The sequence below is a fragment of the Micromonospora sp. MGP-C2 genome, assembly GCF_057766525.1.
In genome coordinates, this window is the sequence record NZ_JBYMEN010000002.1 from 5,829,023 (window position 1) to 5,841,274 (window position 12,252).

Annotated in this window: 12 protein-coding genes; 10 read left to right on the forward strand and 2 right to left on the reverse strand. The window is 71.9% G+C overall.

Features of this window, described 5'->3' with window-relative positions:
- The first annotated feature begins 7 nt into the window (after positions 1-7).
- From AC3CF1_RS26830 to AC3CF1_RS26875, 10 genes are all read left to right on the forward strand, one after another.
- Positions 8-394 (forward strand): hypothetical protein, encoded by a 387-nt coding sequence (locus tag AC3CF1_RS26830; protein WP_488451539.1) that lies wholly within the window; start codon positions 8-10, stop codon positions 392-394.
- Positions 395-494: 100 nt separating this feature from the next.
- Positions 495-3,329 (forward strand): Na+/H+ antiporter subunit A, encoded by a 2,835-nt coding sequence (locus AC3CF1_RS26835; protein WP_488451540.1) that lies wholly within the window; start codon positions 495-497, stop codon positions 3,327-3,329.
- Positions 3,326-3,805 carry a Na(+)/H(+) antiporter subunit C gene (locus tag AC3CF1_RS26840; RefSeq protein WP_354981093.1) on the forward strand — a complete coding sequence of 160 codons (480 nt, stop codon included), beginning with the start codon at positions 3,326-3,328 and terminating at the stop codon, positions 3,803-3,805. The genes AC3CF1_RS26835 and AC3CF1_RS26840 overlap by 4 nt, the downstream gene beginning before the upstream one ends.
- Positions 3,805-5,310: a Na+/H+ antiporter subunit D gene (locus tag AC3CF1_RS26845; RefSeq protein WP_354981092.1), complete on the forward strand. Its 1,506-nt coding sequence runs from the start codon at positions 3,805-3,807 to the stop codon at positions 5,308-5,310. The genes AC3CF1_RS26840 and AC3CF1_RS26845 overlap by 1 nt, the downstream gene beginning before the upstream one ends.
- The gene (locus tag AC3CF1_RS26850; RefSeq protein ID WP_357967492.1) at positions 5,307-5,918 is read left to right on the forward strand and encodes a Na+/H+ antiporter subunit E; all 612 of its coding nucleotides are present in this window, start codon (positions 5,307-5,309) and stop codon (positions 5,916-5,918) included. The genes AC3CF1_RS26845 and AC3CF1_RS26850 overlap by 4 nt, the downstream gene beginning before the upstream one ends.
- A complete protein-coding gene (locus AC3CF1_RS26855) occupies positions 5,915-6,178 on the forward strand; it encodes an MrpF/PhaF family protein (RefSeq protein WP_088946747.1) in 264 nt (87 codons plus the stop codon). The genes AC3CF1_RS26850 and AC3CF1_RS26855 overlap by 4 nt, the downstream gene beginning before the upstream one ends.
- Entirely contained in the window at positions 6,178-6,537 is a 360-nt protein-coding gene (mnhG, locus tag AC3CF1_RS26860) for a monovalent cation/H(+) antiporter subunit G (protein WP_354981418.1), read from the forward strand. Before AC3CF1_RS26855 ends, mnhG begins: the two co-directional genes overlap by 1 nt.
- A 230-nt stretch (positions 6,538-6,767) precedes the next feature.
- Positions 6,768-8,123: a hemolysin family protein gene (locus tag AC3CF1_RS26865; protein WP_088946748.1), complete on the forward strand. Its 1,356-nt coding sequence runs from the start codon at positions 6,768-6,770 to the stop codon at positions 8,121-8,123.
- Positions 8,124-8,175: 52 nt separating this feature from the next.
- Positions 8,176-9,240 carry a hemolysin family protein gene (locus AC3CF1_RS26870; protein WP_088946749.1) on the forward strand — a complete coding sequence of 355 codons (1,065 nt, stop codon included), beginning with the start codon at positions 8,176-8,178 and terminating at the stop codon, positions 9,238-9,240.
- A 132-nt stretch (positions 9,241-9,372) separates the two neighbouring features.
- Positions 9,373-10,305 (forward strand): sporulation protein, encoded by a 933-nt coding sequence (locus tag AC3CF1_RS26875; protein WP_354981090.1) that lies wholly within the window; start codon positions 9,373-9,375, stop codon positions 10,303-10,305.
- A 13-nt stretch (positions 10,306-10,318) separates the two neighbouring features.
- Here AC3CF1_RS26875 and leuE read toward each other — a convergent pair whose 3' ends face one another.
- Positions 10,319-10,990 carry a leucine efflux protein LeuE gene (leuE, locus tag AC3CF1_RS26880; protein ID WP_179782641.1) on the reverse strand — a complete coding sequence of 224 codons (672 nt, stop codon included), beginning with the start codon at positions 10,988-10,990 and terminating at the stop codon, positions 10,319-10,321.
- Positions 10,990-12,231 (reverse strand): bifunctional pyridoxamine 5'-phosphate oxidase family protein/GNAT family N-acetyltransferase, encoded by a 1,242-nt coding sequence (locus tag AC3CF1_RS26885; RefSeq protein WP_488451541.1) that lies wholly within the window; start codon positions 12,229-12,231, stop codon positions 10,990-10,992. Before AC3CF1_RS26885 ends, leuE begins: the two co-directional genes overlap by 1 nt.
- Positions 12,232-12,252 lie beyond the last annotated feature (21 nt).

Consider the following 12,252-nt stretch of genomic DNA (forward strand, 5'->3'; position numbering starts at 1 on the left):
GGATTTGATGGCCGGCGAGCAGCGCACCATCGAACCGGGCACCGACGTGCTGATTCGCAAGGTCGACAGCCACCTTGCCACTCTCCGTGGCGGCCTGCACGGCCCCGAGCTCGACCTTGCCGAACGCCTCGCCCACTGCCTGCGGGAGCTGGTCCTCTGCACCGCCCAGGCGAGCGCCGCCGATCGCGGCCAGGTGCGCGTCGCCGTCCACTACTTCGTGCTGCGCCGGGAGAGCCGAGGCCGGTTGCTGTCGGTGCGCTCACTGGCCGCCGCGGAACGGGTGGTCGACCGGGTCGCGCGTCAGCTCGGCCGCCTCGACCTGCTGGCCGAGCTGCGCCGCGACCGCCCCGCACCCGACGATGCCCAACCCCTGGCCAACACCCTGCTTCACTGACGAATTCTGGCAAAACCGCCCGGAGGGCCACGAACTGGCGTCTGATCGCTGCTAGGCGCCACCGCTGCACGGGCGTCGGCCACCTCGATCGGGAGCGCAGGTGCTGGTACTGCTCGTCCTCCACCTCGTGGCGGCTCTCGCCGCGCCTCTGCTCGTGCGGTGGTGGGGATCCAATGCCTGCTACGCCCTGGCGCTGGCGCCAGCCGCCGCGTTCTGCTGGGCGCTGGCCCGCACCCCGGCCGTCAGCGACGGCGGGGCCGTGGTCGAGACGTACCCGTGGATCGGGCAGTTGGGCCTGGACATCGCGTTGCGGCTCACCACGCTGTCCTGGTTGATGACGCTGCTGATCGGCGGCATCGGTGCGCTGGTGCTCATCTACAGTGCCCGCTACTTCGGCGCCCGCTCGACCGGCCTCGCGCAGTTCGCCGGGGTCCTGGTCGCGTTCGCCGGCGCGATGCTCGTCCTGGTCCTCGCCGACGACCTGCTGCTGCTCTACGTCGGTTGGGAACTGACCACGATCTTCTCGTACCTGCTGATCGGGCACAGCACCGAACGGCGCTCCAGCCGGTGGGCGGCGGCGCAGGCGTTGACCGTCACCACGCTGGGTGGGCTCGCCATGCTGGTCGGGTTCATCATGCTGGGCGAGCACGCCGGCACCTACCGCTGGTCGGAGATCGTCGCCCAGCCACTGCCCGGCGGCGGCTACCTGGTGGGCGCCGTGCTGCTCATCCTGGCCGGTGCGCTGTCCAAGTCGGCGATCCTGCCCTTCAGCTCCTGGCTGCCGGTCGCGATGGCGGCACCCACGCCGGTCAGCGCGTACCTGCACGCCGCCGCCATGGTCAAGGCCGGCGTCTACCTGGTCGGGCTGCTCGCGCCGGCGCTCGCCACTGTCGGTCCGTGGCGACCGGTGGTGCAGATCGCCGGCGTGGCCACCATGCTGCTCGGCGGTTGGGCCGCGTTGCGGCAGACCGATCTGAAGCTGCTGCTGGCGTACGGGACGGTCAGTCAGCTCGGCCTCCTGATCGCGGTGACCGGGTCCGGCACCCCGGACGCCGCTCTGGCCGGCGCGGCGATGCTGCTGGCGCACGCGTTGTTCAAGTCGGCGTTGTTCCTGGTCGTCGGCGTCATCGATCATGGCGCCGGCACCCGTGATCTGCGCGAGCTGTCCGGGCTGCGGCACTGGTCCAGGCCGCTGTTCGTGGTCGCGGTGCTGGCTGCGGCGTCGATGGCCGGTGTGCCGCCGCTGGTCGGCTTCGTGTCCAAGGAGGCGGTGTTCGGGGCGTTCACCGATCAGCCGGTGCTCCTCACCGGCCTGGTCGCCGGGACGGTGCTCACCGTCGCGTACAGCGCCCGCTTCCTCTGGGGCGCGTTCGCCGACCGGCCGGGGGTGGAACCGGTCCAGTCGGAACCCATCGCCGCGTCCCTGCTGGTCCCGCCGGCGGTGCTCGCCGGGGTCGGTCTGCTCGCCGGTCCGGCCGCGGGTGTGCTGGACGAGCTGCTGCGTCCGTACGCCGACCTGCTCGGTGGGGTCGACGTGCACCTGGCGCTCTGGTCCGGGCCGACCCCGGCGCTCGCCCTGTCCGTGGTGGCGCTCGTCGGTGGCGGCCTGCTGTTCGCCGTGCGCGGGCCGTTGGCCCCGGTGCTGGCCCGGCTCCGCTCGCCGGTGGGAGGCAACCAGGGGTACGAGTGGATCGTGGGCCGGTTCGACCGGTTGGCCATCGAGGTCACCGGCGCGACCCAGCGCGGTTCCCTGCCGCAGTACCTGGGCATCATCCTGATCACCCTCGTGCTGGTGCCCGGCACGGCGATGATCTCCGCCAGCCCGTGGAGGGCCCGGATCCCGCTCTGGGACAACCTGCTGCAACCGGTGGTCGTCCTGGTGATCGCGGTCGCCGCGGTGCTGGCGGTCGGTGCCCGCCGTCGCCTGACCGCGATGCTGTTGGTGGGGATGACCGGCTACGGCACCGCGATGCTGTTCGTCCTGCACGGCGCGCCCGACCTGGCGCTCACCCAGTTCCTGGTGGAGACCGCGACGATCGCGGTCTTCGTGCTGGTGCTGCGGCGCCTGCCGGAGCGTTTCTCGGCCCGTCCGTTGCGGCGGACCCGCTGGGTCCGTCGGGCGATCGGGGTGGCGGTGGGTGTGGTGGCCGCCGGGCTGGCCCTCACCGCCGTCGGTGCCCGCCGGGCACCGGACATCAGTGCCGCCTTCCCGGACCTGGCGGTCCTGGAGGGGTACGGCCGCAACGTGGTCAACGTGACACTGGTCGACATTCGGGCCTGGGACACCATGGGCGAGCTGTCGGTGCTGGTGGTGGCCGCGACCGGGGTGGCCAGCCTGATCTTCGAACGGTCCCGGACCGGGCCGCGACCGCGCCGGCCGGAGTCCGATCAGCGGGTGGACGAACCCGGCCGGCCGGTGTGGCTGCGCGGCGGCCCCACCCTCTACGAGGAGCGCCGCTCGATCGTGTTGGAGGTGGTCATCCGGCTGATCTTCCACACCGTGGTGCTGTTCTCCCTCTTCCTGCTGTTCTCCGGGCACAACGCGCCGGGCGGTGGCTTCGCAGGCGGTCTGGTGGCGGGTCTCGCCCTGGTGGTCCGCTATCTGGCCGGCGGTCGGTACGAGCTGACCGAGGCGGCGCCGGTCGGCGCCGGTCCGATCCTCGGCGCCGGCCTGGCCATGGCGGTGGGCAGCGGAGTGGTGGCGCTGCTGGTCGGCGGGACGGTGCTGGAGAGCGCCAAGGTCGACCGGTCCCTGCCGCTGATCGGGGACGTCCACCTGGTCACGTCGCTCTTCTTCGACATCGGTGTGTACCTGGTCGTGATCGGGTTGGTGCTGGACATCCTGCGCAGCCTCGGCGCCGAGGTGGACCGGCACATCGAGGCCACCGGGACGGCCACCGGTGGCCTGGCCGTCGACAAGGGGGACCGGGCATGACGGAGAGCGGTGCGGGACCGACGCTGGTGCTGGTGCTGGCCGTCGCGGTGCTGGTCGGGTGCGGGGTGATCCTGCTGTTGGAGCGCAGCCTGACCCGGATCCTGCTCGGGGTGATCCTGATCGGCAACGGGGTGAACCTGTTGATCCTGTTGGGTGGGCGCTCGGGTGGGGCACCGATCGTCGGCACCGGTGCGGTGGGGCAGATGAGTGATCCGTTGCCGCAGGCGATGGTGTTGACCGCCATCGTGATCACCTTCGGGTTCACCGCGTTCCTGCTCGCGGTGGCGTACCGCAGCTGGTATCTCACCGGCGACGACGAGGTGCCCGACGACCTGGAGGACCGGCAGATCATCCGCCGGGCGGACCGGAACGAGGCGGGCGCCGTCGACCACGGTGGAGAGGGCCCGGACGCCGACCCGGAGCAGGTCGATCCCGAGCCCGCCCGCCGTCGGCTCCGACGGGGGAAGGAGTCGTGATGAGCGCGTTGGTGCCGCTGCCGGTGGTGGTGCCACTGCTCGGTGCGGCGCTGACCCTGCTGCTGGCTGGGAAGCCCCGACTCCAGCGCGCGATCAGCGTGTTCTGCCTGGGCGGCACTCTCGCCGTGGCGTTGCTGCTGCTCGTGCAGGCGTACCGGCACGGGCCGGTGGTGGTGGCCGTCGGTGGGTGGCCGGCACCGGTCGGCATCGTGCTGGTCGCTGACCAGTTGGCCGCGCTGATGGTGGTGGTCTCGTCGGCGGTGACCCTCTGCGTGCTGCTGTACTCGATCGGCCAGGGCGGCAGCGAGACGAGCGAGTCCGCCCCGGTGTCGATCTTCCACCCGACGTACCTGGTGCTCACCGCGGGCGTCACCAACGCGTTCCTGGCCGGTGACCTGTTCAACCTCTTCGTCGGCTTCGAGATCCTGCTGGCCGCGAGCTTCGTGCTGATCACGCTGGGAGGCACCGAGACCCGGATCCGCACCGGGTCGACGTACGTGGTGGTCAGCATCCTCTCCTCGATGATCTTCCTGACGTCGGTGGGCCTGGTGTACGCGGCCACCGGCACGCTCAACCTCGCCCAGCTCGCCCAGCGCCTCGACGACCTGCCCGACGGCGTCCGACTGGCCCTGGAGCTGATGCTGTTGCTGGCATTCGCGATCAAGGCGGCGGTCTTTCCGCTGTCGGCCTGGTTGCCGGACAGCTACCCCACCGCACCGGCCCCGGTCACCGCCGTCTTCGCGGGCCTGCTCACCAAGGTGGGCGTGTACGCGATCATCCGCACCGAGACGTTGCTGTTTCCCGGTGGGCAAGCGGACACGTTGCTCATGGTCGTCGCCGGTCTGACCATGGTGATCGGCATCCTCGGCGCGGTGGCCCAGTCCGATCTGAAGCGGCTCTTCTCGTTCACCCTGGTCAGCCACATCGGCTACATGATCTTCGGGGTGGCGTTGAGCACTGTCGCCGGGCTCTCCGGCGCGATCTTCTACGTGGTGCACCACATCACCATCCAGACCACGTTGTTCCTCGTCGCCGGGCTGGTCGAGGAGCGCGCGGGCAGCACCGACCTGCGCCGCATCGGCGGGCTGGCCCGGGTGGCGCCGCTGCTGGGTGTGCTGTTCTTCGTGCCAGCCATGAACCTCGCCGGTGTGCCGCCGTTCTCCGGTTTCCTCGGCAAGCTCGGCCTGCTCCAGGCCGGCGTGGCGGCCGGCGGGCCGCTACCGGGGGTGCTGGTGGCGGCTGGCACGGTGACCAGCCTGCTCACCCTCTACGTGGCGTCCCGGGTGTGGAACATCGCCTTCTGGCGCGCGCCCCGGCTGGCCACCAGCGAGCCGGCCGTCCCACTGCCGAGGCTGATGATCGGGGCCACCGTTGCCCTGGTCACCCTAGGGCTGGGGCTGACCCTGCTGGCCGGTCCGCTCTTCGACGTCACCACGGACGCGGCCGCCGACCTGCGGCTGCGCACCCCGTACGTGCATGCCGTGCTGCCGGGCGGTGTGCCGTGACCGGCACCCCTGAGCCGGCTCCCGACGCCCCCGGGCCCGCCGTGGTGGGGCGTGGCCGGCTCGGGCGCTGGCGCGACCAGGTGGTGGCACTCGGGTGGCTGGTGGTGGTCTGGAACCTGCTCTGGGGCGACGTCAACTGGGGCAACCTGATCGGCGGCCTGCTGGTGGGCGGCGCGGTGCTGGTGTTCTACCCGCTGCCGGCGGTCAGCTTCGGCGGCCGGCTGCGGCCCGGGGCGCTGCTGGTCTTCGCCGGCCGGTTCGTCGTCGAGCTGGTCAGCGCGAGCCTGCACGTCGCCCGGATCGCCGTGCAACCCGGCTACCGGCCGCGCGGCGCGATCATCGGGGTCCAGTTGCGGGTGCCCAGCGACCTGAACCTGGCGCTCACCGCCGAGGCGGTCTCGCTGGTGCCGGGCACGTTGATCCTCGAGGTGGACCGGGATTCCGGAACGCTCTACCTGCACGTGCTGGACACCCACGGGCCGGCTGACCTGGAGGTGGCCCGGCAACGCACCCTCACCATCGAGCGGCGGATCGTCCGTGCGGTGGGCTCGGCCGCCGAACTGCGCCGCATCGAGACCGACCCGTCCGAGAAGGGAACCCGCTCGTGACCACGTTCCTGGCCGTCGTCCTCACCGTCCTGCTGTCGGTGACCGCGCTGCTCGCGCTGGTGCGCCTCTACCGTGGCCCGTCACTGGTGGACCGGGTGATCGCCGCGGACATGCTGCTCGCCACCATGGTCGGCGCGGTGGGCGCCGAGGCGGCGGTCAACCGGCACGCCACCACACTGCCCGTGCTGGTGGTGCTCTCCCTGCTCGGCTTCGTGGGCTCGGTGTCGCTGGTCCGCTTCGCGGTCCGGGAGCAGCAGTGATCGCCACTGTCGCGGACTGGCTGGGCGCCGGTTGTCTGGTGGCCGGCGCCGTGCTCGGCCTGGCCGCCGCGATCGGCGTGCTGCGGTTCCCGGACGCGCTGAGCCGGATGCACGCGGCCACGAAGCCGCAGGTGCTCGGGGTGCTGCTGTTGCTGCTGGGGATCATGTTGCGGCTGCGCTCCCCGGCGGACCTGGGCATGATCCTGCTCGTGGCGGTCTTCCAGTTGGCGACCGCACCGGTCGCGGCCCAGATGATCGGGCGGGCCGCGTACCGGTCGGGGCGACTCGATCGGAGTCTCCTCGACGCCGATGAGCTGGCCGAACGCGGTTCCGGCACGGGGTCGGCGGGGCCGGCGTGACGGCCTGGGGCGGGGCCGCGTGACGGCGTGGGGCGGCGCCGGCGTGACGGCCTGGGATGGGGTCGGTGAACCGGACGATCCGCTCCTTCGGCCCACCCCCAGCGGAGTCCCAGCCAGCGCCGATAAAATAGCGGCATGATCGACTCTTCTGCCCAGGAGGGCAGCAGTAGCCAGCCGGGTCGTGCCCGGCATATCCCCGTACCGACGACCCCGGGAGCCCTGAGCGACCCGTGTTGATCGTCGTTGGTCTTCTTCTGATCACTCTCCTCACTGCCGCCACCGGCTATTTCGTGGCGCAGGAGTTCGGCTATGTCGCCGTGGACCGGGGCAAGCTGCGCCAGCTTGCCGATGACGGCGACGCCGCCGCCGCCCGGGCCCTGACCGTCACCAGCCGGCTCTCCTTCATGCTCTCCGGCGCCCAACTCGGCATCACCGTCACCGCCCTGCTGGTCGGTTACGTCGCCGAGCCCTTCCTCGGCGGCGGCCTCGCCGACCTGTTCGGCGTGGCGGGCGTCAGCGAGGCGGTCAGCCTGCCGCTCTCGGTGGCGTTGGCCCTGGTCATCGCCACCATCGTGCAGATGGTCCTCGGCGAGCTGGCCCCGAAGAACCTGGCCATCGCCCGGGCCGAGCAACTGGCCCGGGCGCTGAGCCGGTCCACCCTGATCTATCTGGCCGTCGCCGGGCCGCTGATCCACCTCTTCGACCGGGCATCGGTACGCCTGCTGCGCCGGATCGGCATCGAGCCGATCGAGGAGCTGCCCAGCGGCGCCACCCCGGCGGACCTGGAACAGATCATCGCCGAGTCCCGCGAGGAGGGCAGCCTCGACGTCGAGATGTCCACGCTGCTCGACCGAGGTCTGGACTTCCGGGAGCTGACCGCCGGGGAGGCCATGGTGCCCCGGGTCGACGTGCACACCGTACGGGCGCACGAGCCGGTCAGCCGGGTGGTCGAGCTGCTGGACACCGGTCACTCCCGCTTCCCGGTACGCGGTACGGAGGGCGTCGACGACCTGATCGGCGTCGTCGGCATCGCCGACGTGCTCGGCGTACCCCCGGGGGAGCGGGCGACCACCCCGGTGAGTGCGGTGGCGGGGCCGCCGCTGCTCGTACCGGAGACGTTGCCCCTGCCCACGGTGCTCGACCGCCTGCGCTCCGGTCATCGGCAGATGGCGTGTGTGGTCGACGAGTACGGCGGCTTCGCCGGCGTGATCACGCTGGAGGACATCGCCGAGGAGCTGGTCGGCCCGATCCGGGACGAGGACGACCCACCGGAGCGGGCACCCGCCCGGCAGGACGACGGGTCCTGGGTGGTGCCGGCCCGCTGGCGGATCGACGAGGTCGCCGACAGCACCGGCATCGCCCTGCCCGAGGCCCCGGAGTACGACACCCTGTCCGGGTTGGTGATGCGGGAGCTGGGTCGGGTGCCGGAGGTGGGTGACCGGCTGGAGATCAGCCTGCAACCCGAGGGGGCGGACGGCGAGGTCGACGAGGCGGAGCCCCGCGCGTTGGTCGAGGTGCTGGCCGTGGACCGGCACGTGGCCGACTCGGTGCGGCTTCAGCTCACCAAACCGGGGGTGAGCGCGTGAGCGCGAGGAGTGAGCTTGCGAACCACGCAGTCGCGAATGAAGGAAGGCACCGATGAGCCCCGGGATCGCGCTGTTCAGTTCGGTGGTCCTGCTGGCGCTGAACGGGTTCTTCGTGGCCGCCGAGTTCGCCCTGGTGGCCAGCAAGCGCTACCGCCTGGAGCAGGCGGCGGCCAACGGTGGTCGGGCGGCACGCGCCGCGCTGGACGGCGTCCGCGAGCTGTCGCTGATGCTGGCCGGCGCACAGCTGGGCATCACGCTGTGCACACTGGGTCTCGGCGCGTTGGCCGAGCCGGCGATCGAGCACCTGCTCAGCCCCCTGCTGCACGCGGTGGGCCTGCCGGACGCGGCCAGTCACCTGATCGCCCTGATCTTCGCCCTCGGGGTGGTCACCTTCCTGCACCTGGTGGTGGGGGAGATGGCACCGAAGTCCTGGGCGATCACCGACGCGGAGCGCTCGGCGACGCTGCTCGCTCTGCCGTTCCGCGCCTTCGCCCGGGTGTCCCGGCCGGTGCTGTCCGCGCTCAACGCCCTGGCCAACGCGATCCTGCGGCTGTTCGGGGTCAACCAGCAGGATCAGCTCGCCCAGGTGCACGGCCCGGACGAGTTGCGGATCCTGCTGGAGCAGTCCCGTGAGCACGGGCTGCTCGGCGCCGAGCAGCACCAGCTGCTGACCAGCATGCTGGAGTTGCAGGGCACGTCGGTGGCGCAGGTGATGGAGCCGTTCGCCACCATGGTGACCGTCCGTCGGGACGACCCGGCCGGGCGGATCGAGGAGGTCAGCCGCGACAGTGGGCGGTCCCGGCTCGCGGTGCTCGACGAGGCGGGCGACGTCTGCGGCCTCGTGCACGTCCGGGAGGCGGTGCGGGTGGTCACCACCGGTCGCGTCGCCACCGCCGGCGAGTTGATGACACCCGCGTTCACCCTGCCGGCGACGTCCTCGGTCACCGAGGCGGTGGCGGCGATGCGGGCGCGGCAGTCGCAGCTCGCGTTGGTGCGCAACGGCGGTGGCCCGGCCCGGCCGATCGGGTTCGTCGCGCTGGAGGACCTCCTGGAGGAGGTCATCGGCGAGTTCGACGACGAGACCGACACGGTCCCGCGCGGGCGTCGGTTGCGCTGACCTGCCGACCCGGCCGCACTGACGAAGTGCGGCCGGGCCAGCGGTCGGCACGGCAGCGGGCTTGAGCCGACCCCGACCGGGTAGGCGCGCCTGGTGGGGCCGGCGGAGCCCCGTCCCGGGAGGGGGCGCGCGGTGCGGTTGACGGGCGTGTCCCCGGAGTCCGGTGGGACCGGGCTGTCCGTGCAGACCACGCTCCCCAACCCGAGCACCCGGCCGGGCCTGCGCCTGCCGGGGCGGGTGACCCTCGCGGCCGGGCCGGAGGACGTGCTGGTGCGGCACATCCGGCTCGGTCTCGTCAGCACTGTCGAACCGGACGACCCGGCGGCCCCCCGGCGTCTCATGCAGTTTCACCAACTACCGATCGCCGGCCGGTTCGTCGTGCCCGCTGGTCGGCGGCGGGCTGTCGACTTCGCGTTGCCGCTGCCCTGGGAGACCCCGGTGACCACGTTCGGCGGGGTGCCGCTGCTGAGCCTGCGGATGGGTCTGCGGACCGAGGTGTCCCTCGACCCCGATCTCGACCAGGGCGCCATGGTGCCGGTCTTCGTGCATCCGCTCCCGACGCAGCAGCACGTGCTGGCGGCGCTGGACACCCTCGGTTTCATGATCCGTCAGTCCGGGTTGCTGCAGGGTGGGCTGCCCGGGGTGGAGCACACCCTGCCCCTGCACCAGCGCTGGGGCTACTGGGTGGGGCCGCTCTACGCCGGCCCGATCACCGAGCTGGAGGTGATCTTCGTGACGAACTCGGCAGGCCTGGAGGCGATCCTCTGGATGGATCGTCGGCTGGCGCTGGCCGGGATCACCCACCAGAGCATCAGCCGGTTCCGGATCTGGCACGAGGACGCCGAGCGGCGGGACTGGGTCGCCACCGTTGACGGCTGGATCCGGCAGGCGATCAACCGGCATGCCGCCGCGGCCGCGCACGCAGACTGGTCCGCGCAGATCGCGGGGTCCGCCCACGTCAGCCGCCACCCCGACGAGCCGATCCGACCCGGTTACGGCCTCGGCGGCACCGCTGGCGGCGCCGGCGTGGGAGGTGGCGGCTCCGGCGGCGGCGACGGCACCTGACCCCGCAGCCGGGTCAGCCGGCGCTGGCTGTGGCCAGCTTGAGGCTGAAGGCCAGGAACAGGGCTGCCACGGCGGTGGTGCCGCCGGCCGCCAGGCGGCGGCGCTGGCGGAACTGCGCGGCCAGGAAGGTGCCCGCGAAGATCAACGCGGTCAGGTACAGCGCGCTGGTCACCTGGGCGATCAGGCCGAGCAGCAGGAACGACAGCGCCGGCCAGGCATAGCCGGGGTCGACGAACTGGATGAAGAACGAGATGAAGAACAGGATCGCCTTCGGGTTCAGCAGGCTGATCACCAGCGCCTTGCGGAACGGGCTGCGCATCGCCGCCGGCTCCGCGGCGTCGATGAGCCGCGGCGTGCTCGGGTCGTTGCGGTCGCGCCAGCGCCGCCAGGCGCCGAGCAGCATCGTCACCCCGACATAACCGAGGTACGCGGCACCCGCGTACTTGATCACCATGAACAACGGGGGGTACGCCTTGAGTAGCGACGCCACCCCCGCGGCGGAGAGGAACATCAGCACCCAGTCGCCCACGAACACGCCGGCGGCGGCCCGGTAGCCGACCGCGACACCCCGTTTGGCCGCGGTCGAGAGCACGAAGAGTGAGTTTGGCCCGGGCAGCAGAATGATGGCCACGGTGCCCAGCACGTACGTCCAGATGTCGGTGATCCCCAGCACGCCCGCCATCATCACGCCACCTGTGCCGTCCGCAGAAGTCTTTCTCGCAGCGTGGCCTGTGCGTTCGGCCACTCGTCGACGGTCATCGAGTACTGGACGGTGTCCCGCCAGGAGCCGTCCGGGCGTTGCCGGTGCATCCGCAGCACCCCTTCCCGGGTTGCGCCGAGGCGTTCGATGGCCGCCTGGGAGCGGACGTTGCGGATGTCGGTGTGCCACGCCACCCGTACCGCGCCCAGGTCGTCGAAGGCCCGGCTGAGCAGCAGCAACTTCGCCTCGGTGTTGATCCCGGTACGCCACCAGGGTCGGCCGAGGAAGGTGTGCCCGATCGCCACCGACCGCCGCTCCGGGTCGATCTCGTAGTAGGACGTGCTGCCGACCACCGCTCCGGTCGCCGCGCACCGCTGCACCCAGGCCACCCGCTCGCCACGGTGCTGGGCGGTCAGGGCGGTGCCGATCACGTCGGCAATTTCGGCGGGGGAGGTCGGTGGTGCGACGCTGAGGTGCCGCCACACCTCCGCGTCCCCGGTGGCGGCGTGCAGCTCGTCGGCGTGCGCCAGGTCCAGCGGCTCCAGCCGGACGTGCTCGCCGTGCAGCGTCACGGGGTCGTGCCAGGGCGTGCGGGCCGTCCGCAGGTACGCCGGCAGTGGTGCGGTGACTCCGGCGTCGGGCTCGGGTTGCCCGGCGGTCACCCGCAGCGGCAGCACCCCGGCCCAGTGCGGTAGGTGCAGGTCGTCCTCGTCCTCGCGGACCCCACCACTGCGGGCCCGGACGGACACCTCGTGCAGGGGCAGCGCCAGCACGGCGGTCTCCGCCAGCTCCCGCCGGCTGGGCGGGCGGGTCTGGGTGCTGCGTCCCGCGCCGACCTTCTCCACCAGCGCGGTGAGCATGGCGAGCTTCTCCCGCTCCTCGGTGACCAGTCGGGCGGTGCCGTGCGCGACGACCGAGCGGTAGTTGGCGCTGTGGTGGAACTGGGACCGGGCGTAGACCAGCCCGTCGAGCACTGTCACCGCGACGCAGACCGGGAGACCCTCACTCCGGGCGGCGAGCAGTGGCCGGCTGCCGGTGGAGCCGTGCAGGTAGAGCGTGTCGCCGATACGGACGTGCAGGGTGGGCAGCACCCGTGGCTGGCCGTCGACGGTGAAGCCGAGCGCGCAGTCGTACGCCTCGTCGAGCACGGCGTGTGCGGCGGCCCGGTCGTAGCTCATCCGGTCGCGGGAACGGTGGGGTGTGGTCCGGGCGGTGGGTGGATACATGCGCGCCCCTTTGTTCTAGTA

Coding starts and splice junctions, on each gene's coding strand:
- AC3CF1_RS26885 (WP_488451541.1), bottom strand. CDS start 12,231: ATGTATCCACCCACCGCCCGGACCACACCCCACCGTTCCCGCGACCGG.
- AC3CF1_RS26830 (WP_488451539.1), top strand. CDS start 8: ATGGCCGGCGAGCAGCGCACCATCGAACCGGGCACCGACGTGCTGATT.
- AC3CF1_RS26870 (WP_088946749.1), top strand. CDS start 8,176: ATGAGCCCCGGGATCGCGCTGTTCAGTTCGGTGGTCCTGCTGGCGCTG.
- AC3CF1_RS26840 (WP_354981093.1), top strand. CDS start 3,326: ATGACGGAGAGCGGTGCGGGACCGACGCTGGTGCTGGTGCTGGCCGTC.
- leuE (WP_179782641.1), bottom strand. CDS start 10,990: ATGATGGCGGGCGTGCTGGGGATCACCGACATCTGGACGTACGTGCTG.
- AC3CF1_RS26845 (WP_354981092.1), top strand. CDS start 3,805: ATGAGCGCGTTGGTGCCGCTGCCGGTGGTGGTGCCACTGCTCGGTGCG.